The organism is Anaeromyxobacter oryzisoli, from assembly GCF_022690765.1.
Taxonomy (GTDB): domain Bacteria; phylum Myxococcota; class Myxococcia; order Myxococcales; family Anaeromyxobacteraceae; genus Anaeromyxobacter; species Anaeromyxobacter oryzisoli.
In genome coordinates this window covers 1-24,870 of sequence record NZ_JALCZA010000054.1, presented here as the reverse complement: position 1 = coordinate 24,870, position 24,870 = coordinate 1, and the positions used below count along the sequence as shown (strand labels likewise).

Sequence of the window (24,870 nt, the reverse complement as noted above, 5' to 3'; positions counted from 1 at the left end):
CGCTTCGACTCGCGCTCGGCGATCGCCTCGCGGCGAGCGTTCTCCACGGGGCGTGCCGCCCCGCCCCGCCGGCAAAGCCGTCGGGGCCCCACCCCGGCTACGCGGGGCCCGTGACCTCGCGCGCTTCGCTTCGCGACCGCGCGCGAGGTCCCCGCGGTGAGGGGCTGCGCCCCTCCCCCGCCTGCGGCGGGTCCCCTACCCTGCGTTTACCTCCGCCGGCCCCGCGCGAGCGCGCGATCCATCTCCCGCTTCGACTCGCGCTCGGCGATCGCCTCGCGCCGATCCTCGTGCGAGCGGCCCTTCCCGAGCCCCAGCTCGAGCTTGGCCCAGCCCTCCTTGAAGTACAGCTGGAGCGGGACGAGGGTGTAGCCGCGCTGCTCGACGCGCCCGCGGATCCGGTCGAGCTCGGCGCGCTTGAGGAGCAGCTTCCGGTCGCGGAGCGGCGAGTGGCCGAACGGCCCGGCCTGCTTGTACTCGCCGATCCGGCAGTTCACGAGGAAGAGCTCGCTCCCCTTGGGCTGGGCGTAGGCGTCGGAGAGGTTCACGTTCCCCTCGCGGAGCGACTTCACCTCGCTCCCCAGGAGCGAGATCCCCGCCTCCCAGGTGTCCTCGATCGTGAAGTCGAAGCGGGCGCGCCGGTTGGTGGCGACCACCTTCACCCCCTCCTCGACCTCGCGCTTCCCCCCGCCGCCCCGCTTCATGGCAGCCGGCCGTTGTCGATGAGCCGCGTCCTGCCGAAGTACGCGGCGAGGAGCAGGACGCTCCCGGTGACCGCGCGCTCCACGGGGCGGAGCGTCTCCGGATGCACGAGCTCGACGTAATCCACCTTCGCGGCCGCCGCCTCGAGCAGCGCGCGCGCGTGGGCCCGCAGCGACGCCGCGTCGCGCTCCCCCCGCGCGGCCGCCTCCTGCGTGGCGCGCAGGGCCCGGGAGAGGGTCAGGGCGCGGGCGCGCTCCTCCGCCGAGAGGTACGTGTTCCGGGACGAACGGGCGAGCCCGTCCGCCTCGCGCACGATGGGCATCCCCTGGATCTCGATCCCGAACGCCAGGTCCCGCACCATCGCGCGGATCACCGCGAGCTGCTGGAAGTCCTTCTCGCCGAAGAGCGCCACGTGCGGGCGGGTGAGGTTGAAGAGCTTCGCCACGACGGTGGCGACGCCGCGGAAGTGCCCCGGGCGCGAGGCGCCGCAGAGCCCCTGCGACACGCCCTCGACCGTGACCCAGGTCTGGTGGTCCGCCGGGAACATCAGGGCCGGATCCGAAGGCGCGAGCACCCAGTCGATCCCCGCCTCGCCGCACGTGCGCAGGTCGCCCTCCAGGTCGCGGGGGTAGCGGGCGAGATCCTCGCCCGGCCCGAACTGGGTCGGGTTCACGAAGATCGAGGCGACCGCCAGCCCGCGGCGCCCGCCCTCGTCGGCGCGGGCGCGGGCGGCCCGCAGGAGCGAACGGTGGCCGTCGTGCAGGTACCCCATCGTCGGGACGAGGGCGAGGCGCGTGCCGGCCTCGCGCGCCGCGTGGCAGCGCGCCTGCCAGGCGGCGGGATCGGTGACGAGCTCGGGGATCTTCAAGGCGTGAGGCTCCGGCGCGGAGGCGGTGGACGCCCGCGCGGTGGTCGAGGGTGCAGGACGGCGCTAGATCGGCGCGCCCATCGCGTCGGGCGGCTCGTCCCGGTCGTTCTCCGGGCGGACCGGCACCAGCCGGACCGCGCTCGTGTGGAAGCTGTGGGCGTCGGCGGGGAACGTCCGGCCCTTCACCTCGCCGACGTAGGCGCCCACCGCCTCCTTCACCGCGGCGCCCAGCTCCGCGAAGCGCTTCACGAACTTGGGCGTGAACGCGTCGTCGAGGCCGAGGAGGTCGTTCAGCACGAGCACCTGCCCGTCGCAGTGCGGCCCGGCGCCGATGCCGATGGTGGGGATGCGGAGCTGCCCGGTGACGATCCGCGCGAGCTCGGCGGGGATGCACTCGAGCACCACCGCGTAGCAGCCGGCCACCTCGAGCGCGCGCGCGTCCTTGAGGAGCTGCTGCGCCTTGTCCGACTCCTTCCCCTGCACGACGTAGCCGCCCATCTTGTGCACCGACTGGGGGGTGAGCCCGATGTGCCCCATCACCGGGACGCCGGCGCGGACGATCCGCCGGATCACCTCGGCGTAGTCGGCGCCGCCCTCGAGCTTCACCGCCTCGGCGCCGCCCTCGGCCACGAGCCGCATCGCCGCCTTCACCGCCTCGTCGGTGCTCGCCTGGTAGCTGCCGAAGTTCAGGTCGGCGACGAGGTGTGCGCGGCCGTCGCCGCGGGCGAGCCCGCGCCGCACCGCCGCGCAGTGGTAGATCATGTGCTCCAGGGTCACGGGCAGCGTGGAGTCGTGTCCCTGCACCACCATCCCGAGCGAATCCCCGATCAGCACCACGTCCGCGCCCGCGGCGGCGACGAGGCGCCCCGCGGTCGCGTCGTAGGCGGTGACGGAGGCGATCCGCTCACCGGCTTCCTTCATCCTGCGGAGCTCGTGAATCGTGACGTGCTTCCGCGGCCCTGCGACGTGACTCGACATTTTCGACGACCTCCGGTGTAGGCCTCTCGCGAGGTCCCGCCCTTTGGTACGACGGGTGGAGAGTCTAGTACGCCCGCGTTCCCAGCGGTACGTAGTGCTGCGTCCCCTTGCGGTGCTTCCGCACGACGGCGAGGAGCGCCTCGAGGTCCTCCGGGTTGCCCTCGAGGTCGATGTCGCTCGTGTTCACGACCAGGAGCGGCGTCTCCTCGTAATGGAAGAAGAAGTCGTTGTACGCCTTCGCGAGCGCCTCGAGGTGGCCCGTCTCCACGCCGCGCTCGTAGTCCCGGCCGCCCTTCCTCACCCGGGCGGCGAGGACCTCGACCCGCGCCTGCAGGTAGATGACCAGATCGGGGCGGACGATTCGCGGCTGCAGCAGATCGTGGATCTGCCGGTAGAGCGCGAGCTCGTCGGGGTCGAGGGTGACGGCCGCGAAGATCCGGTCCTTCGCGAAGAGGTAGTCGGCGACGGTGGAGCGCGAGAACAGGTCCTGCTGGAAGAGCGCCTGCTGCTGCTGGAAGCGCGAGAGCAGGAAGAAGAGCTGCGCCTGGAAGGCGTGCTTCTGCCGGTCGGCGTAGAACCCGCGCAGGAAGGGGTTCTCGTCCACCTGCTCCAGCACGAGCCTCCCTTCGAGGCGCTCCGCCAGGATGCGCGCCAGCGCCGTCTTGCCGACGCCGATGGGACCTTCGACGGCGATGTACCGGGGGCGTTCCATGCGGATCCGCGCGTGAAATCAGGAGATTGCCACGGCGGCCGGGCGCCTGCAAGGCGTCGCCTCCCGGCGGAGCGCATCGGGCATGTGACATTTGGATCTCGGATCCCGTGATCCTCCGATCAGGGTTCCCATTGACAGCCCACGTCACGCCACGTATCGTCACCACCGATTTCGCGCGGTTGGAAGGGTCAGGAGGAGCTCGCGATGGGCAGGCGCGTTGCGGTCACCGAGCAGGCGGTCACGAGGACCACGGAGGAGGAGGGCGGGATCGACCCGGCCTTCTCGCGCGCGATCCTCAAGATCGCGATCGAGCTCAGGAAGCCGAATGCGCCGAGCTACGACGACATCGTGGCGTCGACCATCCGGTCGATGCGGCTCGACGGGTCTGCCTTCCGGCGCTACCTCGGCGAGAACGGTGCTCGGAACATGAGCCTCCTCCTCGCCACCGCGCGCACCGGCGGCCTCTAGGCCGCCCGCGACAGGGTCACGGGCGCCCGTTCGACCGGTTGGTTGGGGCGAGCGGCGAGTTTGCGGACGGGCGCCCGTGAAGTTTGCGGGGCCCGGCGCGTCCTCTTCTCCCTACGGTGTCGCGACCGGCCCGAGCGCCCGCTCGAGCGCCGCCCACTCCGCGAGGCCGAGGGTCTCTCCCCGGCGCCCCGGATCGACGCCCGCGGTCGCGAGCGCCGCCCCGAGCGCCTCCGGCCCGGCGATCTTTCCCGCCTCGAGCGCGTTCCGGAGCGTCTTGCGCCGCTGAGCGAACCCCGCCTTGACGAGCCGGCGGAACCGCTCCCGGTCCACGATGGGATCGGCCGGCGGACGGAAGAGCGCGCACAGGACCGCGCTCGACACCTTCGGCGGCGGCCAGAACGCGCCCGGCGGCACGATCCGCTCCACCGAGACGTCGGCCTCGCGCTGGAGCAGGACCGAGAGGATGCCCCAGTCGCGCGACCCGGGCGGTGCCGCGAGCCGCTCGGCGACCTCGCGCTGCAGGAGGAACACCGCCCGGAGCACGTGCTCGACCTGGTCGAGCAGCGAGAACAGGATCGGGCTCGTGAGGTGGTAGGGCAGGTTCCCGACGACGGCCAGCCGCGGCGACGGCCCGGCCCCGTACCTCGCGGCGAGCGCCGGGAGGTCGAGCCGCGCCGCGTCCGCCTCGACGAGCGTGATGCGATCGCCGAGCTCCCCCCGGAGCACCCGGGCCATGTCCCGGTCGCGCTCCACCGCGACCACCCGCGCGCCGCGCGCGACGAGCCGGGCGGTGAGGTGACCGAGCCCTGCGCCGAGCTCCAGCACGGTCTCGCCCGCCCGCGGCGCAGCGAGCCGGGCGATGTCGTCCAGGACCCTCTCGTCGCCGAGGAAGTTCTGGCCCCAGCTCTTCTTCGCGTGGAGCCCGTAGCGATCGAGGAGCGCGCGCGGGCTCGGGTAGCGTCCGGTCATCCGGCGCAGTATCGCGCGGCGCCGGGTCGGCGTCGCGTTCGGAGCACCGCGTTCGGAGCGGGACCTACGGAGGCGTGCCCGGCGGGAGCTCGACGTGCGGCGGACCCCGCCGGCGCCCCGGGGCCCGCGTCGCGGTGGCGGCGCTCCACATCACCAGCGCGCCGAGCGCCATGTCGTGGACCGCGAACCCGGTCGCCGCGTAATGCAGGGCGAACGGCGCCACGATCGCCCAGCCTCCGAGCAGGAACGTCAGGAGCCGGAACCCGGGGTACCCCATGGCGAGGAACGCCAGGAGGAAGATCGCGAGGCCGAGGAAGACGTGGTTCCCGAACTCGGGGGAGCCGGGCCCCGCGATGAACGCCGTCGCGAGGAACCACACGCCGAAGAGGACGTTGAGCCAGCGAGCGAACATGGAGGGCGCACCTCGTAGATGAAGATGCGCACCGGTCGGGCTTCAGGCCTGCGCCCCGTCCCCGTGCCTGGACGCGTACGCGGCCCGAGCCTGGGCTCGAGCCTCCAAGGTCACCGGGTCACGGGCACGGGCATGGATGGCAGGTCGGGTGCGGGTTGGGGTGCGGGTGCGGGTTCGCGTGCCACCGCCCGGCGTTCGACGTTCACAGCCTCCACGCCGGATCGGCGTTCAGCTCCGGCCCGGCGCGCTCGCCGCGCAGGAACGCCTGGGTCCCGGCCACGGCGATCATCGCGGCGTTGTCCGTGCAGAGCCTCACCGGCGGGAGCGAGACGCTCATCCCCTCGTACTCGGCGGCCTTCGCGACGGCCGCGGCGCGGAGCCTGCTGTTGGCGGCGACGCCGCCGGCCAGGACGAGCCGATCGAGCTGGAGCCGGCGCGCCGCGCGGAACGCCTTCTCGACGAGCGCCCGCACGATCGCCTCCTGGTAGCTCGCGCACAGGTCCGCGAGCCCCTTCCCCTCCGGGACGCCGTGCTTCTTCACGTGCAGGAGGAGCGCGGTCTTCAGGCCGGAGAAGCTGAAGTCGAGATCGGCCCCCTTCACGATGGCCTTCGGGAACCGGATCGCGGCGGGATCGCCCTCCTTCGCGAGCCGGTCGATGGCGACGCCGCCCGGGTACGGCAGGCCGAGGAGCTTGCCGCCCTTGTCGAACGCCTCGCCCGCCGCGTCGTCGCGGGTCTGACCGAGGAGCTGGTAGTCCCCGAAGCCGCGTGCGGCGTAGAGCGACGTGTGGCCGCCCGAGACCACCAGGCCGAGGTACGGGAACGTCGGAGGCGCCTCCGAGAGGAAGGCGGCCACGAGGTGCCCCTCGAGGTGGTTCACGCGGACGAGCGGCTTCTCCCAGGCGGCGGCGAGCGCCTTGGCGGCCTGGACCCCGACGAGGAGCGCCCCGACGAGCCCCGGACCGCTCGTGACCGCGATCGCGTCGAGCGCGTCCGGCCCGACGCCGGCGCGCGCCAGCGCCTCGTCCACCACCGGCATCACCTGGACCACGTGGTTCCGGCTCGCCAGCTCCGGGACGACGCCGCCCCAGCGCCGGTGGATCTCGATCTGCGTGGACACGACGTCCGCCAGCGACCTCCGCCCGTCCTCGACGATGGCGGCGGCGGTCTCGTCGCATGAGGTTTCGATGGCGAGGATCTTCATCGCCGATTTCCGAGGGAGGAGGCCGCTGTCCGCGAGGCGAGTGTCCCCCCGGAAAGAAGGATCTCGTGGCAGGAGGTCTCGATGGCGAGGACTCGCATGGCGGCCGAACCTAACTCGGCGCCCGGCCCCGCGCGAGCCCCTGTCACCGGAGCTGCCGTTCGAGGATCTCGCGCACGGCGCGGGCCTGGTCGCCCCGCGACTCGAGCTGCAGGAACCGCTCGTAGGCGGTCCGGGCCTGGGCCTTGCGCCCCTCGGCCTGGTGGATCTCGCCGAGCAGCAGCCAGGCGGCCGCGTACCTGTCGTCGAGCTGCAGCGCGTGGTCGATCTCGCGGAGCGCCTCCTTCGAGCGGTTCGCGTCGTAGAGCGCCCGCGCGAGGCCGACGTGCCCCGGCGCGCTCCGTCGCAGGGCGAGGGCGCTCCGGTAATCGTCGATGGCGTCCATGAACCGTCCGCTCTCGTACTTCCGCTCGGCGTCCGCGAGGAGGCGGCGGGCGTCGGCCTCGTCGTTGCGGGCCGGCGGGGCGGCACGAGCCGGCGCTCGCTCCGGCGCGGCCGGAGCGACCGGAGCCGGAGCGACCACCGCCGTGGACGGTGCGGCTGCGGCGGGCGCGGGCTCCGACGGGACGGCGGCGGGCACTGGCGCCTCCGCCTGCGCGGGGGGCTCCGGAGCGGCGGGCGCGGCCGCGGGCGGAGCGGCGGTCTCGATCGGCGCGGGCCTCCGCAGCACCGCGAAGGCCACGGCGAGCGCCGCGATCGCGAGGGCCATGACCGCGAGGAGCACCGCCCGTGACCGGCGTGGCGCGCCCGCGATCGGCTCCTCGTCCGCCGCGTGAGCCTCGCGCGGGCGGGGCGCTCGGGGCTCCGGCTCGAGGCGGGCCGGGGCCGGCTCCATGGCCAAGGGCGCGGGCGCGGCGGCGGCCTGCCACGCGGCGGCCTGCCCCTGAGCCGCCGCGATCGACGGCGGCGGCGGGATGGAGCCCGGCGGCGGGACCGGGATCGAGTACTGCGTGGGCGGGCGGTACGCCGCCGGCGGCGCAGGCTGCGCCGGCGGCTCGGGCGAGGGCTCCCGGCGCGGCGCCGGGAACGGCAGGATCTTGGCGGCGTCCGCGGGCTGCTCCCGCGGCTCCGGCTCCGGCTCCGACTCCGGCGGCGGCGACGCGTCCGCCGCCCCGCGGACGGGGCCGGCGAACCAGTCGATCCCCTCCGGCTCGGGAGGCACGGCGGCGGAGGGTGGCGCGGTGTCGGGCGGCACCTCCGCCGCGGGCTCCGGCCGCACGACCGGCGCAGGAGCGGCGTCCGGAGGCGGGTTCACCGCTTCCTTGATGATCCCCTCGAAGAACAGCTTCGAGATGACCCCCGCCGCCGCGAGATCGTCCTGGTCCGAGTCGTCGATGACCTCCTCGAGCGTTCGCCGTCCGTCGAACCGGCGCAGCAGCACGTTCACGTCGTCGGGGATCTCGGCGAGCCGCTCGGCGAGGAGCGCGTAGTCGATCTCGAAGACGCGGTCGAGCTGGGGGAGCTGCTCGACGATCCGCCCCCACTCGTCGATCCGGCGCATGCCCTCCATGAGCAGCCCCTGCGTCGAGACCGGGATCCGCTCCTCGCGCTCGATGGGCTTGAACTCGATGGCGAAGTCGCCGTCCTGCCAGTTGAGGAGGCGGTAGAACGCGTTCTCGCCGGTGACCTTCCCGCCCAGCTCGCAGTCGAGGATCCGCCCGTCCTTGAAGTAGCAGATCGCCTCGACGCCCTTCGTGTTCTTGACGTGGAGCGCGCCCGACTTCTTGCCCATCTCGAGCGTCTGCACGAGATCCACGACGCCCATGTCGGCGAGGTTGCCCGCGAAGCTCGCCTTGAGGTCCTTCTTCTCGAGCCGCTCCTTCTCCTTCTTCTGCAGCAGGATCCGGACGCGGGTGACGATCTCCTTGATGTAGATGGGCTTCGTCAGGTAGTCCTCGACGCCCAGCTCGAGCCCCTTCACCTTGTACTCGACCGACTTCTGCCCGGTCAGGAACACGAAGGGCATGCCGCGGTAGCGATCGTCCTGCTTCAGCCGGCGGCACAGCTCGAACCCGTCCATCTCGGGCATCTTCGTGTCGGAGAGGACCAGGTCGGGCGGGGAGATCGCGCACTTCTCGAGCGCGTCGCGCCCGTTCTGGGCCGTCGTGACCGAGAAGCCCGCCTTCTTGAGCGAGACCTCCATCACGCGGAGCGACTTCGGATCGCCGTCGACGAGGAGCAGGTGCTGCTTCGCCAAGCTGTCGCCTTTCCGCGCCTTTTCCCGGCGCGCCGGATCGCTCGATCAGGCACCGGAAAGAGGGCGGAGTCAACAGCCGTGCGTGGCCGGTCCGGGCTCGGATCCGGGCGGATGGAGCGAGCGCGGCGGCGCCGGTCTACGGCAGCACGATCTCGATCGCCGGCCCGGTCGAGACCCGGATCCGGCGCTCCGCGCCGTAGAGATCGCCGTCGATCGTGAAGCGCGGCCGCGCGCCCTCCAGCACCAGCTCGCGCGCCACCTCGTCCTGCGCGAGGCGGCGCCGCCAGGGGCTCCCGGCGTGGATGCGGCGGAGCGCGAAGGCGAGCTGCAGCGGCGCCGCGGTGATCCCCACCACGTGGAAGGAGCCGGGCTGCTCGGCGCAGCGGTTGAACACCTTGAAGCCGAAGCCGATGTCCGGCGTCGCGCCGGCGAGCACCGAGAGGTAGCTCGCGTCGGGCCACTCGTCCCCGTCGGTCGTCACCCGGAGCGGCTCGCGGCGCGTGAGGGCGGCGGCGAACCGCCCCCCCGCGAGCGCCGACCCGATCGCGCGCGAGAGCAGGAGGGCCGCGGTGAGCGGCGACGGGCTGGGACTCGCGTAGTACGCCTCGAGGAACGTGACCACCACCCCGGTACCGAAGATGAACCCGTACCGCGGGGCCCCCCCGTCCGCCTCGATCCGGAGGAGGTCGCGCTCGGCGACGCGGAGCGGGAGGCCGTGCCGGCGCCGGATCAGCACCTCGCGGAGGATCGACTCCGGGCCGCCGTGGATGTGGTGACCGTGCGCGACGGTGTTCATCGCCCCGCCGCGGAGCAGCAGGAGCCTGGGGAGCGGACGATCGCCGTACGCCCGCGCGAACGCGGTGAGGACGCAGTGGCCGGTGCCGTCCCCGCCGTTCACCCCCAGCACCTCGACGTCCGCCGCGCGGAAGCGCTCGACCGCGCGATCCAGCTCCTCCGGGGTCGACGCGTCGAGCACCTCGCCGTCGCCGCCGAGCCGCTGCCGCAGCCGCGCCGCGACGCCGGGGTGGCGACGATTGCGCCGCGAGCGGGGGTTGTTCACGATGCCGATTCCGCCCATGCCGCCTCTGCCCCCGTCGTCGTCCCGCCCTCGGCGGTCCCCCCGCACGTCGCGGCGCGCCCCGAGTTTGAGGCGCGGGGCGCGGCGCGGTCAATTTCCAAAACCGGCCGCAGCTTCACCCTGCGCTCAACGCAAGCGGGTGTCGCCATGAGCGAGACGAGCCTCCTGACGGGCCCGGATGCCGTCGGGGGATGACGGGCCCCCTCCCCGTCCTCGACCCCGTCCCCGAGCCGGGGTAACCTTCATGGGTCCATGCGGCTCTCCCACGCCGGCGCGAGCGACGTCGGGCGCAAGCGCCCCCACAACGAGGACGCGTTCCTCCTGCTCCCCGAGGAGCAGCTCTGGTGCGTCGCGGACGGGATGGGCGGCCACGCCTCGGGCGAGGTCGCGGCGCGGATCGCGGTCGAGGAGATGGCCGAGTTCTTCTCCCTCACCGGCCGCGACGACGAGGCGACCTGGCCGTACAAGCTCGACCCGGCCCGCGGGCCGGCCGAGAACCGGCTCCTCACCGGCGTGAAGCTCGCGAACCTCCGGATCCACGAGCGCGCGCAGCTCGACCCGCGCCTGCACGGCATGGGCACCACCGTCGTCGCCGCGTCGTTCCTGCGGGACGACCGGGCGGTGCTGATCGCCCACGTCGGCGACAGCCGGGCGTACCTCGTCCGCCAGGGCGCCATCCAGCAGCTCACCGAGGACCACTCGCTCCTCAACGACTACCGCAAGACGCGGGCGCTCTCCCCCGAGGAGATCGAGGCGTTCCCGCACAAGAACGTGATCGTCCGCGCGCTCGGGATGAAGCCGCAGGTGGAGATCGACCTACGCCGCGAGGCGCTCGTGCCCGGCGACGTCGTGCTCCTCTGCTCGGACGGGCTCTCCGGGATGGTGCCCGACGCGCGGATCGCCGAGATCGTGCGCGCCGCCCACGGCGACCTGCGCCACGCCGCGGGCGCGCTCGTGGACGCCGCGAACGCCGCGGGCGGCGGGGACAACGTGACCTGCGTCCTGGTCCAGGCGCTGGACTGAACGAGGGCTCGCGCGTCGCGATCCACCTTCGTCACGAATCCCCGTCGGCCTTCGGCGATCGGCCGCGGGCCGGCACCCGGTCCGTCCCCGCCGCGACCGCGTCCTCGACCCGCTCCCCCGGGGCGATCCGGGTCCCCGCCCAGATCGCCGCCCGCGCGACGTGGGCCCCGCGCAGCACCCGCGCCCCGGCGCCGACCACGACGAGCGGCCCCACCTCCGCGCCGGCCTCGATCTCCGCGCCGGCGCCGAGCAGGACCGGCCCCCGGAGCCGGGCCCCCGGCCGGATCACCGCGCCGGGCGCCGCGATCACGCCCGGGGCGCACGGCGCCGCCCCGGCGAAGGGGTCCGCGCCGCGGAAGCGCCCGAGCGGCACGGCCCCGGAGAGCACGTCGAGGTTCGCCGCGAGGTACCGCGCCGGCGTCCCGAGGTCGTTCCAGTAGCCGCTCGCGACGTGGGCGCGGATCGCCCCCGACGCCATCAGCGGCGGGTACACGTGGCGGTTCACGTCCGCCTCGAACGGCGCCGCCGGGATCCGATCGAGGAGCGCGGGCGACAGGACGTGCACGCCCGAGAAGTGCCAGGGCGAGAGACCGTCACCCCCGGGGCCGAACGCCCCCGCGATCCGCCGCACCGCTCCGCCGGCGTCCACCTCGACCGCGGCGTAGGTCGCGCCGGCGGGCATCGGCAGGAGGACCATCGTCGCCAGCGCGCCCGAGGCGCGGTGGGCCGCGAGCGCCGCCGCGAGGTCGAGGTCGAAGAGGACGTCGCCGTTCACGACGATGACCGCGTCGGCGCCGCGGAGCGCCTCGCGGGCCTCCCGGAGCGCACCGCCCGTGCCGGCGATCACCGGCTCGCGCGAGACGTGGAGCGGCAGCGCCAGGTCGCGCGCGGCCGCGCCGGCCGCGGCCGCCATCTCGTCCGGCAGGTGGTGGACGTTCACGACGGCGCGGCGGACCCCGGCGCCGGCGAGGAGCGCCAGCGACCAGCGGACGAGCGGGACGCCGCAGACCGGCACCGCCGGCTTGGGCACGCGGGCCGTCAGCGGCCGCAGCCGCGTGCCGAGCCCGGCGCACAGCACCATCCCAGCGAGGTCGCCCATGGTACACGCGAGTCTACCCGATGGCCTCCGCCGCGCGCCTGCGCCTCGTCTACTTCCTCTATTACGGCAACGTCGGCGCGTTCATGCCGTTCTTCCCGGCGTACCTGCGCGGCCTCGGGTTCACGGGAGAGCAGATCGGCGCCGTCCAGCTCGTCCCGTCGCTGCTCGCGCCGGCGATCGCGACCGCGTGGGCCGCGTTCGCCGACCGGCGCGCCGGCGCGGCCCGCGCCCTCGCCCTCGCCTCGGGCTGGGCGGCGCTCGCCGGGCTCGCGCTGCCCCTCGCGCGGACGCCGCTCGCGGTGGGGGCGGTGATCGTCGCGATGGCGCTCGGGGATCGCTCGGTGGTCCCGCTCGTGGACTCCGTGACCCTCGAGCACTGCCGCGCGCGCCCAGGCGCCTCCTACGCGCGCATCCGGCTCTTCGGCTCGCTCGGGTTCGTGGTCCTCGCCCTCGTCGTCGGCCGCGTCCTCACCGCGCGCGGCGGGCGCGCCGCCGATCCGCTGGTGCCGCTCGTGGTGACCGCCCTGGTCGTCGGGTACGCGCTCGCTGCGCGGCGGCTGCCGACCGCACCGCTGCACGCCGACCGCCCCGGGCGGCGCGATCTCGCCGCCCTCATCCGCGATCGCCGCCTCCTCGTGCTCCTCGGCGCGTGCGCCGTGCACTGGGCCGCTTGCGCGCCGTACCATCTGCTCTACGGGGTCTTCGTCCGCGACCGCGGGCTGTCCGCCGACGTGGCCGGGCTCGGGATGGCCGCGGGCGTGACGGCGGAGATCGGCGCGCTCCTCCTGTTCCCGCGGCTCGAGGCGCGCTTCGGCCTGCGCGGCCTCTTCGCGACCGCGTTCCTCGGGAGCGCCCTGCGCTGGGCGCTCCTGTCGCAGGCGCGGGGCGCGCCGGCGATCGTCCTCCTCCAGCTCCTGCACGGCCTCACCTTCGGGGTTTTCTGGGGGTGCGCGACCGCGGCGATGGCCGCCCTGGTCCCGAGCCGCCTGCGCGCCACGGGCCAGGCGCTCTTCACCGCGGTGGTGTTCGGCGCCGGGAACGGCGCCGGGTACGCGCTCGCCGGCGCCGGGTACGACCGCGCCGGGTCGGTCGCGCCGCTCTTCGGGTGGGCCGCCGCGCTCGAGCTCGGCCTCGGCCTCGCGGCGCTCTCGCCCGTGCTTCGTGCTCGTCACCGTCCCTCTCCGTGAGCCGTGAACCGGGTCACGTTCGGGAACGAGGACGCTCCGTGTTCGTGCTCGTAACCGTCACCGTCACCGGCTTCTCCGTGACCCGTTGAACCGGGTCCCGTGGCCCGTGGCCCGGTTCCCGTGGTCCGACGGAGACACGGGCCACGGGAGGCGGGAAGCGGGAGGCGGGCACGGGGAACGGTCACGGTGACGGGGACGGGCACGGTGATACGGTGCGGGTGCGGGTGCGGGTTCGGGTTCGGGTTCGAGTTCGAGTTCGGTACTCGTTCACGTCAGCTCCCGAAGCGTCCGCGCCCCGAGCGCCTGCCGGAGGACGAGGAACAGCTCGGCGGTCGCGACGGCGTCGCTCAGCGCGTCGTGGGCTTCGTACGCGGGGAGCCCGAGCTGCTCGCGCGCCGCGGACAGGTTGACCGTGGGGGGCTCCGCCGGCAGCTCCGGCCGCAGCCGGTGCGCGCGGCGCGCCTGGCGGAACAACAGCTCGACCGTGTCCACCACGACGGGGTTGCGCCAGCGGAGCCCCGCGTCCCGGTACCCGCGCCGCAGGAACGGGACGTCCACGCCGCGGTGGTGGACGAGGAGCACGTGCCGGTCGAGCCGGCGATCGACCTCCCGCATCACGTCCCCGAGCGGCGGCGCGTCGCGCGTCTCCCGGGCCACGAGCTGGTGCGCCGCGATCGAGCGCGGATCGACGTTCCCCTCCGGCCGCACCAGCGTCCGCCACCCCTCCCCGAGCCGGACGTGCGCGTCGCGGATCGGGACCATCCCCACCTCGAGGATCGCGTCGCGCCGCGGATCGAGCCCGCCGGTCTCGAGATCGAGCGCCCAGTAGACGACGCCGTCCCACGCCGGCGAGCGGAGGCGCATCAGAAGTCCACCTTGAAGTGGAGCTGCGCGCGCTCCTGGAGCCCCCGCACCGCCCGGAGGGATTCCTTGAGGCGCGAACGCTCGATCCCCGGGAGCGAGGACATCGCGACGGCGTCGCCGGGGGGGCGCCCCTCCGACACCGCCTGGAGCTGGAGCCGCAGCCGGAGCCCGACCAGGAAGCGAAACGCCTCGGCCACCGCCGCCTCCGTCTCCGCCGAGAGCGCGCCGGCCTCGCGCGCCGCCGCGAGGCGCTCGAGGGTGCTCCGCGCCTGCGGCCGCACCTCGAGCCCGTAGCACCGGGCGAGGAAGACCACCGGCGCGAGCCCCTGCTGCTTCAGATCCAGGGTGGACGCCTCGCCGCGCAGCCGGAGCCGGAGCGACGCCGGGACCTTGAAGCCGAGCGCGGCCCTCGCCAGGAACCGGAGGAAGACCGGGCGATCCGCCGCCCCGGCGAGGACGGCCTGGAGCGGCGAGACGTCGAGCCGCCCCGCCACGCGCCGCCAGTCGAGGAAGATCGCCGCCTCGAGCAGGGCCTGCGGCGCGGGCCGATCGAGCCAGCCCTCGAAGCGCGCGCGCCACTCGGAGAGCGTGCCGAGCCACCGACGCGCCATGAAGCCGCCCGGACAGCGCGGGAAGCCCGCCAGCTCGAGATCCTCGTTCACGCGCTCCGCCAGGACCTCGAAGTAGGGCCGCCGCGCCGCGCCGTCGTCGCCGAACACGAGCGCGTTGTCCTGGTCGGTGAGGAGCGTCTGCTCCATCCGCCCCTCCGAGCCCAGGGCGAGCCACGCGTAGGGCGCCGGCGGCTCGCCGAGGTCCGCCTCGGCGAAGCGGAGGATGCGCGCGACGAGCGCGTCGTTGAGCCGCGCCACGAACCCTGCGATGGCCGCGGCGTCGAGGCCGCCGGCGAGGAGCGCCGCCGCCATCTCCGTCACCTTCCGTGCGTACCCGGGGAGGCTTTCGCGCGAGGCGAGCCGCTCGACGCCGCGGAGCACCGCCACCGGCCCCTGCGCGCTCTGCCGGAGCACCTCGCCGGCGGTGACGACGCCCATGATCTCGTCCCCGCGCACGAGCGGGAGGTGGTGGACGCCCGCGTCGATGAGCACCGCCCAGGCCTCGTGGAGCGGGGCGCCCTCCGGCGCGGTGCGGAGCGGGCGCGAGAGGACCGCCGCCACGGGCGTCTCCGGCCCGCGGCCGGCCGCGAGGACGCGGTCGCGGAAGTCGTGGTCCGTGACGATGCCCGGCGGGTCGCCCCGGACGAGGAGCGACGACACCCGCTCCGCGCTCATGAGGCGCGCCGCGTCGCCGATGGTGGCTTCGGCCCCGATCCAGAGCGGCGGCCGCCGCACCAGCCGCCCCACCGGGAGGGAGAGGTCGGACTGGAAGGTCGCCACCGCGGAGTGCTCGAGCGAGGACTTGAGCCGCTCCGCGAGGCCGACCGCGAAGTGGCCCGCGAACTGCGCGTCGGCGAGGAGCGCGTCGAACTCCGCGGCGGGGAGCCGGTAGGCGACGAGGTCCTCGTCCACGATCACGTCGAGGGTCGCGCGCCCGGTGATGAGCGAGGTGTAGCCGAAGGTCTCCCCCTCCTCGAGCACCTGGAGCACCTGCCCGTGGCGCTCGAGCCGGACCGCGCCCTTGCGGATCACGTAGAGGTGGCGGAGCGGCTCCCCGCCCACGCGCACGAGCCGCGCGCCGGCGGGGTAGAAGCCGACCTCGAGCGCGCTGGCCGCGCGGTCGAACAGCGGCTGGGGCACGGCGTGGAACGGCGGCGTGGCGCGGAGGTACGCGACCGGATCGAGCGCGGCGCCGGGCATGTCACCACCGGGCCCGGGCGCCCGCGGCCGGCGCGTCGCCCGGCGCGCGGTCCGCCTCCCGGGGCTGGCGGAGGCGGGTGACGAGGTCCTGCACGGCCTGGGGCGGCGCCGGCGTACGGAGCGACACCACCACGAGGACGGCGGAGTTGATCAGCATCCCGACCGTCCCGATCCCCTGGGGCGAGATCCCGAGCAGCCAGTGGGCGGGCCCGTCGAGGTCGGGGCGCGCGAACTTGAACCAGTGGACGTACAGCGTCGTGAACGCGGTCCCCGCGATCATCCCCCAGATCGCCCCCTCCCGGGTCGCGCGCCGCCAGAAGATCCCGGCGACGAGCACCGGGAAGAAGGACGACGCCGCGAGGCCGAACGCGATCGCGACCACCTCCGCGACGTGCCCCGGCGGGTGGACGGCGAGCCACCCCGCGGCGGCGGCCGAGAGGGTCGCCGCGCCGCGGGCCCAGCCCACCTCCGCGCGCTCCGAGAGGCGCGGGATCCAGAGCCCCTTCACCAGGTCGCGGGAGATCGACGCGGCGATGACGAGGAGGAGCCCCGTCGCGGTCGAGAGCGCGGCCGCGAGCCCCCCGGCCGCGACGAGGCCGGTGACCCACGGCGGGAGGCGCGCGATCTCCGGCGCCGCCAGCACCAGGATGTCGGGGTCCACCGAGACCTCGTTCCGGGCCGGATCGCCGGAGACCGACATGATCCCGTCGCCGTTCCGGTCGGTGAACCGCGCCAGGCCGGTCCGCTCCCAGCCCGTGAACCAGCCGGGCGCGGACCGGTACGGCGTCCCCTCCACCGCGTGGAGGTAGGTGGCGCGCACGAACGCCGCGAGGGCGGGCGCGGTCGTGTAGAGCACGGCGATGAAGAGGAGCGCCCAGGCGGCCGACGCCCGCGCGTCGCGGATCTTCGGCACCGTGAAGAAGCGGATCACGATGTGCGGCAGCCCGACGGTCCCCACCATGAGCGCGAGCGTGCTCGCGAGCAGGTCGAGCCGGCTCCGCGTCCCGCCGGTGTACCGCCCGAAGCCGAGCTCCCGCCCGAGGCCGTCGAGCGCGTCGAGGAGCGGCCGCCCCGGCTCGGCGCCGAGCAGCCCCGCGCCGCCGGCGCTCAGCCGCCCGCCGAGGCCGAGCTGCGGGACCGGGACGCCGGTGAGGAGCAGCGAGAGGAAGATCGCGGGGACCAGGTACGCGATGAGGAGGATCGCGTACCGGACGACCTGCGTGTGGGTGGCGGCCCGCCTCCCGACGAGCACCGCCTGGAGCAGCACCACGGCGACCCCGAGGAGGACGGCGCGCTCGACGCGCAGGCCGACGAGCCGCGCGAGGACGATGCCGACGCCGCGGAGCTGACCGGCGACGTAGGTGAACGACACGAACACCGCGCACCCCACCGCGACGGCGCGGGCGCCCTTCGAGGCGTACCGCTCCCCGACGAACTGCGGGACCGTGTACTTGCCGTACTTGCGGAGGTACGGGGCCACGAGCACCGCGAGCAGCACGTACCCGCCCGTCCACCCCACGAGGTAGACCGACCCGTCGCGCCCGCTCGACGCGACGACGCCCGCCATGGAGATGAACGACGCCGCGGAGATCCAGTCCGCGGCGGTGGCCATCCCGTTCAGCGCCGGGCTGGAGCGCCGCTCGGCGACGTAGTACGCGCTCGCGGCCCGGGCGCGGCTCCACACGACCACCGCCGCGTGCACGGCGAGGGACACGCCGACGAAGATCCAGGTCCACGCTCGCGCGTCCAGCGCATTCACGGTGCGTCACTCCTCGTAGACGCCGTGACGGCGATCGAGCGCGTTCGTCGCCGCGACGTACCCGGCGACGAGCAGCACGAACGCGATCTCCGCGCCTTGCTGCCCGACCCAGAAGCCGAGCGGGAAGCCGCCCACGCGCACCCGGTCGAGCTGGTCCGCGAGCAGGATCGCGGCGACGCAGGACACCGCGAACCAGGCCGCGAGCACGAGCGCGACCACGCGGAGCGTGCCGTGCCAGTAGGCGGTCTGCCGGACGGGATCCATCGGCCCCTCCCCCCTCTGCTCGCGCGAACGCCTCGCCTCGCAGCCTACCCGGTTCCGTTCCGCCCACATCCGACGCAACGCGTTACCCTGGCGGGTACCGGACGCCCGCCTCAACGCACCGCATGCGCTCCTTCTTTGCGCGCGGAACTGGAATGGGACCGGTTTTGCCCCGAAAGACTCAAAAACCAAAGCCCCTTCAAGGGCTCTGCTTTCGCATATCGTTCGCGCACCATCTGCGTTCCGCGCGGCATTTGCGCTTAGGAATTGTAAACGCCATCTTGCCCGTGCTACGTGGTCCTACCTGGAAGCCAGGCAGCGGCAGCCTGCGCAACCTCACCGTGGAGGGAAACCATGTCCGTTTCGCCGGCGTCACCGATCAAGACCGTCGCCCCGCCGGGCGCGCGCGTCGGCATCACCGCTGAAGAGCGGATGGTGATCTTCGCGTCGTCCCTCGGCACCGTGTTCGAGTGGTACGACTTCTATCTGTACGGGTCGCTCTCGGCCCTCATCGGCAAGCACTTCTTCACGGGGCTGAACGAGACCAGCCAGTTCGTCTTCGCGCTGCTCGCCTTCGCCGCCGGCTTCGCGGTCCGCCCGTTCGGCGCGCTCGTCTTCGGTCGCCTCGGGGACATGATCGGCCGGAAGTACACCTTCCTCATCACCATCCTCATCATGGGCGGCGCGACGGCGATCGTCGGCCTGCTCCCCGGCTACACCACCATCGGCCTCGCCGCGCCGATCATCCTCATCGGGCTGCGCATGCTGCAGGGGCTCGCGCTCGGCGGCGAGTACGGCGGCGCCGCGACCTACGTCGCCGAGCACGCGCCGCCCGGGAAGCGCGGCAGCTTCACCTCCTGGATCCAGACGACCGCGACGGTCGGCCTGTTCCTCTCGCTGCTGGTGATCCTCGGCTGCCGGATGATCATGACGGGCCAGACCGTCGACCCGACGGATCCCACGCACACGAAGCTCGTCAGCACCTTCGACGCGTGGGGCTGGCGCGTCCCGTTCGTCATCTCCCTCGCCCTGCTCGCGATCTCGGTCTACATCCGGCTCAAGCTGAACGAGTCGCCGGTGTTCCGGCGGATGAAGGCGGAGGGCAAGTCGTCGAAGGCGCCGCTCACCGAGTCCTTCCTGCGGTGGGGCAACCTCAAGGTCGTGCTGCTGGTGCTCTTCGGCGGCGTCGCCGGCCAGGCGGTCGTCTGGTACACGGGCATGTTCTACGAGCTGTTCTTCCTCACGCAGACGCTGAAGGTCGATCCGAAGACGGCGAACATCTGGGTCGCGATCGGCCTCGCGTTCGCGACGCCGTTCTTCATCGTGTTCGGGTCGCTCTCGGACAAGCTCGGCCGCAAGTGGATCATCATGGCCGGCTGCGTGCTCGCGGCCCTCACCTACTTCCCGATCTTCCGGACGCTCACGCGCGCCGCGAACCCCGCCCTCGCGGCGGCCCAGGAGAAGAGCCCGGCGCGCGTGATCGCGAACCCCGCCGAGTGCAGCATCCAGTTCAACCCGACCGGCACCACCAAGTTCACGTCGTCCTGCGACGTGGCCAAGGAGGCGCTCGCCCGCGCCGCGGTGCCGTACTCGAACGTCGAGGGCACCGGCCCGGCGCGGATCGAGATCGGCTCGACCTTCATCCAGAGCTACGACGCCAAGGCGCCGAACGCGAAGGCGGAGAAGGCCCGCTTCGACAAGCAGTTCTCCGCCGCGCTCGCCGGCGCCGGCTACCCGAAGGCCGCCGATCTGAGCAAGGCGAACGCGCCGCTCGTGGTCTTCCTGCTGTTCCTCCTCGCGCTGTACGTGACCATCGTGTACGCGCCCATCGCCGCCTGGCTGGTCGAGCTCTTCCCGGCCCGGATCCGGTACACCTCGATGTCGCTGCCGTACCACATCGGCAACGGCTGGTTCGGCGGCTTCCTCCCGACGATCGCGTTCGCGATCACCGCCTCCACCGGCAACATCTACTCGGGCCTCTGGTACCCCATCGGCGTCGCCCTGATGACCGCGGTGATCGGGACGATCTTCATGCCCGAGACGAAGGATCGCGACATCCAGCACGCCTAGGATACGGGCACGATCCCGGCCGGGCGCGTCCTCCGGGGCGCGCCCGGCCGCCTCATCGGCGGCTCGCCGGCGGCCGCACCAGCGTCACCGTGCACGGCGCCTCGAGCGCGACCTTCGTCGAGACCGTGCCGAGCACGCCGCGCAGCGGGACGGCGGGCGGCGGGGCGCCGATCACGACGTGATCGACGCCGTTCACCCGCGCGTACTCGAGGAGCGCGCCCGCCGGGTCGCCCGACTCGATGACGTGGAACGACACCTGGCCGGTCGCCAGGCGGAGCGGCTCCGCCCAGTGGCGCAGGATCGCCAGGTGCTTCAGGCGCTGCCGGGCGGCGGTCTCGTCCTGGCGCGAGCCGCCCAGCTGCGAGATCGGCCGGATCACCGTCGCGCAGGCGAGGCGGCGCGCGCCGCCGCGCTCGAGGACGCCACGCACCGCCTCGCGCAGCGCCGCGAGCTGCGCCTCGTCGTCGTGCTGGGTGGCGACGGCGACGAGGACGATCGACGCGGCGGCGACCTGGGTCGACGGGCTCGGGAGCGGCGCGGGCTCGTAGCCGGCGGCGAGGATCCACCGGCGGAGGCGCGCGAGCGGGCCCGCGGTCCGGGTGCGCCGCGCCCGCTCGCCGAGCGCGACCTGGTCCGGATGGGCGAGGTCGAACGCGACCTGCGCGGCGGTCGCGGGCCGGCGCGCGGCGTCCGGCTCGAGGCAGCGGAGGACGATCTCCTGCAGCCACTCCGGCACCCCGGGGGCGACGGCGCGCGGCGGGGGCGGATCGCGCCAGAGCCGGCGGCGCAGCCCGGCCTCGCTCGTCGGCGAGCCGAACGGGAGGCGCCCGGTGGCGAGCTGGTACAGGATCACGCCGAGCGCGAACAGGTCGCTGCGCGGATCGCCGCGCTCGCCCACCACCTGCTCGGGCGAGATGTAGGGTGCGCTGCCGATGGGGCGGCGGAGCTCCTCCGCGAGCAGATCCGGGTAGCGGGCGTGGTGCGCGAGGCCGAAGTCGATGAGGACCGCCTCGCCGGTGTCGCGGAAGAGGACGTTCGCCGGCTTGAGGTCGAGGTGGATCGCGTCCTGCCGGTGCAGGGAGTGGAGGGCGGTCGCGACGGCGCCGCCGAGCCGCGCCACCTCCCCGGGCGGGAGCGGCGCGCGAGGCACCCAGTCCTTGAGCGACGGGCCGACGATCTCCTCCATCACGAGGTACGGCCGGCGCTCCAGCTCGCCGCTCGCGACGAAGCGCGGCACGTGCGGCCCCGAGAGCGCGGCGAGGACGGTCTGCTCCACCTCGAAGGAGATGACGCTGGTCGCGGGCTCGCCCGGGCCGAGCCGCGGGACCTTCATCACCGCCGGGAACGCCGCCCCCGGGGCGGTGACCCGGTAGAGGACGCCCATCCCGCCGGAGTGGATCCGCTCTCCCACGAGGAACCCGTCCACGACCTCGCCGGGCCGGGGCAGCTGCGCCGCGGGGATCACGGGGGCCCCCGCTCGCATCGACCTCCTGCAGCGGGCGGCGCCATCACTCACTCACCCTTCGCGAGGCGATCCGCGAGCCGCGGGGGCAGCCCTGCCGCCCGCACCTTCGCGGCCGCGGCCGGCCAGTCGTACGGCACCCGGTGGAACGTGAGCGCCTGCCGCGCGTCGTCCATCATCGCATAACAGGCGGCGGTGTTGCCGTCGCGCGGCTGCCCGCAGGAGCCGGCGATCGCGAGCCAGCGCCGCCGCGCCGGGACCGGGATCGCGACGCCGGGGACCGGCCGGAACGGCAGGGGCCGCTCGGCGGTGCTCGCGTAGTAGAGGACGGGCTCGTGGACGTGGCCCGAGAAGACCCAGCGGGCGCCGGCCGCCGCGAGCGAGCGCCCCGCATGGAGGGGGTCGGTCACGTACACCCACTCGCTGGGCGCGTCCGCGGTCGCGTGGACGAAGAACCGATCGTCCCGACGCGCGACGAGGGGGAGGCTGGCGAGGAAGGCGCGGTGCTCCGCGGAGAGCCGTCCGCGCGTCCAGGCGATCGCCTCTCCGGCCGCGGCGTTCATCGTGGCCGCCTCCGCCGGATCGAGCACCGCGGCGTCGTGGTTGCCGAGGACCACGATCGCGCCGCGCTCCGCGTGCTCGCGCACCACGTCGAGGACCGCCGCAGGATCCGCGCCGTAGCCCACGAGATCGCCCAGGAAGGCGTACGCCTCCGCGCCCTGCTCTTCGGCGTCGGCGAGGCAGGCCGTGAGGGCCTCGAGGTTCGCGTGCACGTCGGCGAGCAGGGCGAGCTTCATGGAGCGGCCTCCTGCCGAGGACATTCGAAAGTGTAGTCGGAACGAGCGCGGCGGACCGCGGGTCCACTTGCGCGGTTCCACCTGATGGTGCGGCAGAAGTGCACGCCCGCAGACCAGAAGCACACGCCCGGCGAACTACTCTCGGTCGGGCGTGGCGGGTCCACGTGTGGTGCGACAGGCAGACACACATTCCCATCAACCCCCCGATTCGCGCAGTCTCTTCGCGCATTCGGTGCACTACCCAGGATCGTGGACCTCTCAGGGCGGCGCTGCTTGATTCACGTCACGCAAAATACGAGCAAAGATTTCGTTTGGTCCTCTTCCATGCGCGCAGAACGTGCTGTAGGCTCATTGACGTAGCACTGTTCACGCGATGTGCGCATTCGACGCAGCGCCCCCTGGTCGAACGGTCGCACGTCCTTTCGAGCGAGAGCGGAGCAAACCAGCCGCCCCGCAGCACGTGGAGGAGCCCCATGGCGGAACCGGCACGCAGCCCGAGCAAGGAGATGCGGAGTCACAGGAGCCCGCACGAGATCCTCGAGTCGGCCGACTTCAAGGCGCTCGTCAGGAAGCGTTGGAGCGTGAGCACGACGCTGCTCGTGCTGCTGTTCGGGTCGTACTACGGGTTCATCCTCCTCGTCGGGACGAACAAGGCGCTCGTCTCCACGAAGATCGGCGAGGTCACGACGCTCGCGATCCCGCTCGGCGTCGGCGTGATCGTGTTCGCGTGGATCCTCACCGCGCTCTACGTGGGCTGGGCCAACAAGACCTACGACCCCGAGGTCGAGCGCCTCAAGGCCCAGATCAAGAACTAGCCCTCGCGACCGGAGACCTGCACATGCACCTCACCGCGCTTTCCCAACTCCTGCTCTCCCAGGCCGCCCCCGCGGCCCCGGCCGCCGCTCCCCTCGCGAAGGCGGAGACGACGCTCGGACACCCGACCTTCGCCGCGATCGGCTTCTTCTTCCTCATCGTCGCGGTGACGCTCGTCATCACCTACTTCGCCGCGAAGAAGACCAGGACCTCGTCCGAGTTCTACGCCGCCGGCCGCTCCGTCTCGGCGCTCCAGAACGGGTTCGCGCTCGCCGGCGACTACATGTCGGCCGCGTCGTTCCTCGGCATCTCCGGCATGGTCGCCCTGAAGGGCTACGACGGCATGATCTACGCGACCGGCTGGCTCGTCGGCTGGCCCGCGCTCATGTTCCTCATCGCCGAGCCGCTCCGGAACATCGGCAAGTTCACCTTCGCGGACGTGGTGGCTTCCCGCCTGCGGCAGAAGCCGGTCCGCATCGCCTCGGCGGTCGGCGGCATCCTGACCGTGCTCTTCTACACGATCGCCCAGATGGTGGGCTCGGGCGCCCTCATCCAGCTCATGTTCGGCCTCAAGTACGAGGTGGCCGAGATGATCGTCGGCGCGGTGATGCTCGCCTACGTGCTCTTCGGCGGCATGCTCGCGACGACCTGGGTCCAGATCGTGAAGGCGGTCCTGCTCCTCATCGGCGTCAGCTTCCTGACGGTGCTCGTGCTCGCGAAGTTCGGCTTCAACCCGGGCAACCTCTACTCGGCGGTGGTGAACGGCGCGCCGAACGGGCTCAAGTACGGCCAGGCCGCGCTCGAGCCGGGCGGGCTGGTGTCGAACCCCATCGAGGCGGTCTCGCTCGGCCTCGCCCTCATGTTCGGCCTCCTCGGCCTGCCGCACATCCTGATGCGCTTCTACACGGTCCCCGACGCGAAGGCGGCCCGGAAGTCGGTGCTCTACGCGACCGGCCTGGTCGGCTACTTCTACCTGATCATCCCGATCGTCGGCTTCGGCGCCGCGGCCCTCATCCCCGGCGGCCGCGGGTTCATCGCCAGCATCGACAAGGGCGGCAACATGGCCTCGCCGCTCCTCGCCGAGCAGCTCGCCGGTGCGGGCTTCCTCGGCTTCATCGCCGCGGTGGCCTTCGCGACGATCCTCGCGGTGGTGGCGGGCCTGACCCTCGCCGGCGCCTCCGCCTACTCGCACGACATCTACGTCTCCGTCATCAAGAAGGGGCGGGCGTCCGAGGACGAGCAGGTCCGGGTGGCGAAGATCGCGACGGTGGTCTTCGGCGTGTTCGCGGTGGGGCTCGGCATCCTCTTCAAGGGCCAGAACGTGGCGTTCATGGTGGGCCTCGCGTTCGCCATCGCCGCGAGCGCGAACTTCCCGGCGCTGCTCCTGTCCGTCGTGTGGAAGCGGTTCACCACCAACGGCGCGGTCGCCTCGATCATCGTGGGCGCCCTCGTCTCCGTCGTGATGATCCTCCTCTCCCCGACCGTCTGGGGCGAGGTCTTCCACCACCTCGGGCCGGACGGGAAGCCGGTCGGGATCATCCCGTTCAAGAACCCCGCGATCTTCTCGATGGCGGCCGCGTTCCTGGTCGGCTGGGTCGTCTCGCTCCTCGCCCCCGAGGAGAGCGCCCAGCGGGCGTTCGAGACGGAGAAGATCCGCACGTACCTCGGCGTCGGCGCGGAGTAGCGCGCCGGGCGGATCGCCTGGAACGATCGGCGGGCGGGCTCTCCGGGGCCCGCCCGCTTCTCGTATCCGTGGAGCGCTTCGCCGCTCCGACCGGCGAAGCCGGTCGGCTCTCCCCGATCCTAGAACCGCTTGAACCCGTGATCGCCGGTCGCGCCGGGGTGCGCGCCGGCGTGCGGCAGCACCGGGTGCTCGACGGCCGGGGCCGGGGCCGGGGCCGGGTGCGCCGCGGCGACCACCGGCACGTGCACCGGCGCGAGCCGCCGCTCGTCCTTCACCTGGAAGAACGACATGAGCTGCTGCAGCGCCTCCGCCTGCGACGACAGCTCCTCCGCCGTGGACGACAGCTCCTCCGCCGCCGACGCGTTCCGCTGCGTCACCTGGTCCACGATCCCCATCGC

At 73.4% G+C, this 24,870-nt stretch carries 22 protein-coding genes and 1 pseudogene; 6 read left to right on the top strand and 17 right to left on the bottom strand.

Annotated elements, in window-relative coordinates; translation table 11 throughout:
• Nucleotides 1-206: 206 nt before the first annotated feature.
• The 4 genes from smpB to MNZ27_RS16200 form a co-directional block, all read right to left on the bottom strand.
• Entirely contained in the window at nucleotides 207-701 is a 495-nt protein-coding gene (gene smpB / locus MNZ27_RS16215; RefSeq protein WP_242395135.1) for an SsrA-binding protein SmpB, read from the bottom strand.
• Complete coding sequence (panC, locus tag MNZ27_RS16210; RefSeq protein ID WP_242395134.1) at nucleotides 698-1,567, bottom strand: pantoate--beta-alanine ligase; 870 nt, start codon at nucleotides 1,565-1,567, stop codon at nucleotides 698-700. Before panC ends, smpB begins: the two co-directional genes overlap by 4 nt.
• 63 nt (nucleotides 1,568-1,630) lie before the next feature.
• Nucleotides 1,631-2,545, bottom strand: a complete 915-nt coding sequence (gene panB / locus MNZ27_RS16205) for a 3-methyl-2-oxobutanoate hydroxymethyltransferase (RefSeq protein ID WP_242395133.1) — start codon at nucleotides 2,543-2,545, stop codon at nucleotides 1,631-1,633.
• Between the two features lie 64 nt (nucleotides 2,546-2,609).
• Nucleotides 2,610-3,257, bottom strand: a complete 648-nt coding sequence (locus MNZ27_RS16200) for a deoxynucleoside kinase (protein WP_242395132.1) — start codon at nucleotides 3,255-3,257, stop codon at nucleotides 2,610-2,612.
• A 204-nt stretch (nucleotides 3,258-3,461) separates the two neighbouring features.
• Between MNZ27_RS16200 and MNZ27_RS16195 the strand changes: the two genes are divergently transcribed.
• Nucleotides 3,462-3,725, top strand: a complete 264-nt coding sequence (locus MNZ27_RS16195; protein ID WP_242395131.1) for a hypothetical protein — start codon at nucleotides 3,462-3,464, stop codon at nucleotides 3,723-3,725.
• A gap of 111 nt (nucleotides 3,726-3,836) precedes the next feature.
• Here the strand turns inward: MNZ27_RS16195 and rsmA are convergent, their stop codons facing one another.
• The 5 genes from rsmA to MNZ27_RS16170 form a co-directional block, all read right to left on the bottom strand.
• Entirely contained in the window at nucleotides 3,837-4,694 is an 858-nt protein-coding gene (rsmA, locus tag MNZ27_RS16190; RefSeq protein WP_242395130.1) for a 16S rRNA (adenine(1518)-N(6)/adenine(1519)-N(6))-dimethyltransferase RsmA, read from the bottom strand.
• A gap of 64 nt (nucleotides 4,695-4,758) precedes the next feature.
• A complete protein-coding gene (locus tag MNZ27_RS16185) occupies nucleotides 4,759-5,106 on the bottom strand; it encodes an SPW repeat domain-containing protein (protein ID WP_242395129.1) in 348 nt (115 codons plus the stop codon).
• Between the two features lie 202 nt (nucleotides 5,107-5,308).
• Nucleotides 5,309-6,310: a tRNA (adenosine(37)-N6)-threonylcarbamoyltransferase complex transferase subunit TsaD gene (tsaD, locus tag MNZ27_RS16180; protein WP_242395128.1), complete on the bottom strand. Its 1,002-nt coding sequence runs from the start codon at nucleotides 6,308-6,310 to the stop codon at nucleotides 5,309-5,311.
• A 142-nt stretch (nucleotides 6,311-6,452) separates the two neighbouring features.
• Nucleotides 6,453-8,564 carry a response regulator gene (locus MNZ27_RS16175; protein WP_242395127.1) on the bottom strand — a complete coding sequence of 704 codons (2,112 nt, stop codon included), beginning with the start codon at nucleotides 8,562-8,564 and terminating at the stop codon, nucleotides 6,453-6,455.
• A 136-nt stretch (nucleotides 8,565-8,700) separates the two neighbouring features.
• Nucleotides 8,701-9,642, bottom strand: coding sequence for a diacylglycerol/lipid kinase family protein (locus MNZ27_RS16170; protein WP_242395126.1), 942 nt, complete (start codon nucleotides 9,640-9,642; stop codon nucleotides 8,701-8,703).
• A 252-nt stretch (nucleotides 9,643-9,894) separates the two neighbouring features.
• Between MNZ27_RS16170 and MNZ27_RS16165 the strand changes: the two genes are divergently transcribed.
• Entirely contained in the window at nucleotides 9,895-10,665 is a 771-nt protein-coding gene (locus tag MNZ27_RS16165; RefSeq protein ID WP_242395125.1) for a Stp1/IreP family PP2C-type Ser/Thr phosphatase, read from the top strand.
• A 31-nt stretch (nucleotides 10,666-10,696) separates the two neighbouring features.
• On the opposite strand, the gene MNZ27_RS16160 is transcribed toward MNZ27_RS16165, so the two are convergent.
• Nucleotides 10,697-11,764 carry a nucleotidyltransferase family protein gene (locus MNZ27_RS16160; protein ID WP_242395124.1) on the bottom strand — a complete coding sequence of 356 codons (1,068 nt, stop codon included), beginning with the start codon at nucleotides 11,762-11,764 and terminating at the stop codon, nucleotides 10,697-10,699.
• A gap of 20 nt (nucleotides 11,765-11,784) precedes the next feature.
• Between MNZ27_RS16160 and MNZ27_RS16155 the strand changes: the two genes are divergently transcribed.
• Nucleotides 11,785-12,951 (top strand): MFS transporter, encoded by a 1,167-nt coding sequence (locus MNZ27_RS16155; protein WP_242395123.1) that lies wholly within the window; start codon nucleotides 11,785-11,787, stop codon nucleotides 12,949-12,951.
• Between the two features lie 267 nt (nucleotides 12,952-13,218).
• Here MNZ27_RS16155 and MNZ27_RS16150 read toward each other — a convergent pair whose 3' ends face one another.
• Genes MNZ27_RS16150 through MNZ27_RS16135 form a run of 4 tightly spaced genes read right to left on the bottom strand, consistent with a single transcriptional unit; the run spans nucleotide 13,219 to nucleotide 17,649 of the window.
• Nucleotides 13,219-13,815: a 3'-5' exonuclease gene (locus MNZ27_RS16150; RefSeq protein WP_242395122.1), complete on the bottom strand. Its 597-nt coding sequence runs from the start codon at nucleotides 13,813-13,815 to the stop codon at nucleotides 13,219-13,221.
• Nucleotides 13,815-15,626, bottom strand: coding sequence for a DUF294 nucleotidyltransferase-like domain-containing protein (locus MNZ27_RS16145; RefSeq protein ID WP_242395121.1), 1,812 nt, complete (start codon nucleotides 15,624-15,626; stop codon nucleotides 13,815-13,817). The genes MNZ27_RS16150 and MNZ27_RS16145 overlap by 1 nt, the downstream gene beginning before the upstream one ends.
• Before the next feature lies 1 nt (nucleotide 15,627).
• Nucleotides 15,628-17,385 (bottom strand): sodium:solute symporter family protein, encoded by a 1,758-nt coding sequence (locus tag MNZ27_RS16140; protein ID WP_242395120.1) that lies wholly within the window; start codon nucleotides 17,383-17,385, stop codon nucleotides 15,628-15,630.
• A 6-nt stretch (nucleotides 17,386-17,391) separates the two neighbouring features.
• Entirely contained in the window at nucleotides 17,392-17,649 is a 258-nt protein-coding gene (locus MNZ27_RS16135) for a DUF4212 domain-containing protein (RefSeq protein WP_242395119.1), read from the bottom strand.
• A gap of 351 nt (nucleotides 17,650-18,000) precedes the next feature.
• Here MNZ27_RS16135 and MNZ27_RS16130 point away from each other — a divergent pair, with 351 nt between their 5' ends.
• Nucleotides 18,001-19,716, top strand: coding sequence for an MFS transporter (locus MNZ27_RS16130; RefSeq protein ID WP_242395118.1), 1,716 nt, complete (start codon nucleotides 18,001-18,003; stop codon nucleotides 19,714-19,716).
• Between the two features lie 52 nt (nucleotides 19,717-19,768).
• Here MNZ27_RS16130 and MNZ27_RS16125 read toward each other — a convergent pair whose 3' ends face one another.
• Both MNZ27_RS16125 and MNZ27_RS16120 read right to left on the bottom strand, forming a co-directional pair.
• Nucleotides 19,769-21,181, bottom strand: coding sequence for a bifunctional serine/threonine-protein kinase/universal stress protein (locus MNZ27_RS16125; RefSeq protein ID WP_242395117.1), 1,413 nt, complete (start codon nucleotides 21,179-21,181; stop codon nucleotides 19,769-19,771).
• A gap of 47 nt (nucleotides 21,182-21,228) precedes the next feature.
• Nucleotides 21,229-21,975 carry a metallophosphoesterase family protein gene (locus MNZ27_RS16120; RefSeq protein ID WP_242395116.1) on the bottom strand — a complete coding sequence of 249 codons (747 nt, stop codon included), beginning with the start codon at nucleotides 21,973-21,975 and terminating at the stop codon, nucleotides 21,229-21,231.
• A gap of 506 nt (nucleotides 21,976-22,481) precedes the next feature.
• Here MNZ27_RS16120 and MNZ27_RS16115 point away from each other — a divergent pair.
• Complete coding sequence (locus tag MNZ27_RS16115) at nucleotides 22,482-22,790, top strand: DUF485 domain-containing protein (protein ID WP_242395115.1); 309 nt, start codon at nucleotides 22,482-22,484, stop codon at nucleotides 22,788-22,790.
• Nucleotides 22,791-22,813: 23 nt separating this feature from the next.
• Nucleotides 22,814-24,472 carry a sodium:solute symporter family transporter gene (locus tag MNZ27_RS16110; protein WP_242395114.1) on the top strand — a complete coding sequence of 553 codons (1,659 nt, stop codon included), beginning with the start codon at nucleotides 22,814-22,816 and terminating at the stop codon, nucleotides 24,470-24,472.
• Nucleotides 24,473-24,591: 119 nt separating this feature from the next.
• Here MNZ27_RS16110 and MNZ27_RS16105 read toward each other — a convergent pair.
• Nucleotides 24,592-24,870: pseudogene (locus tag MNZ27_RS16105) on the bottom strand (methyl-accepting chemotaxis protein); the annotation flags it as partial.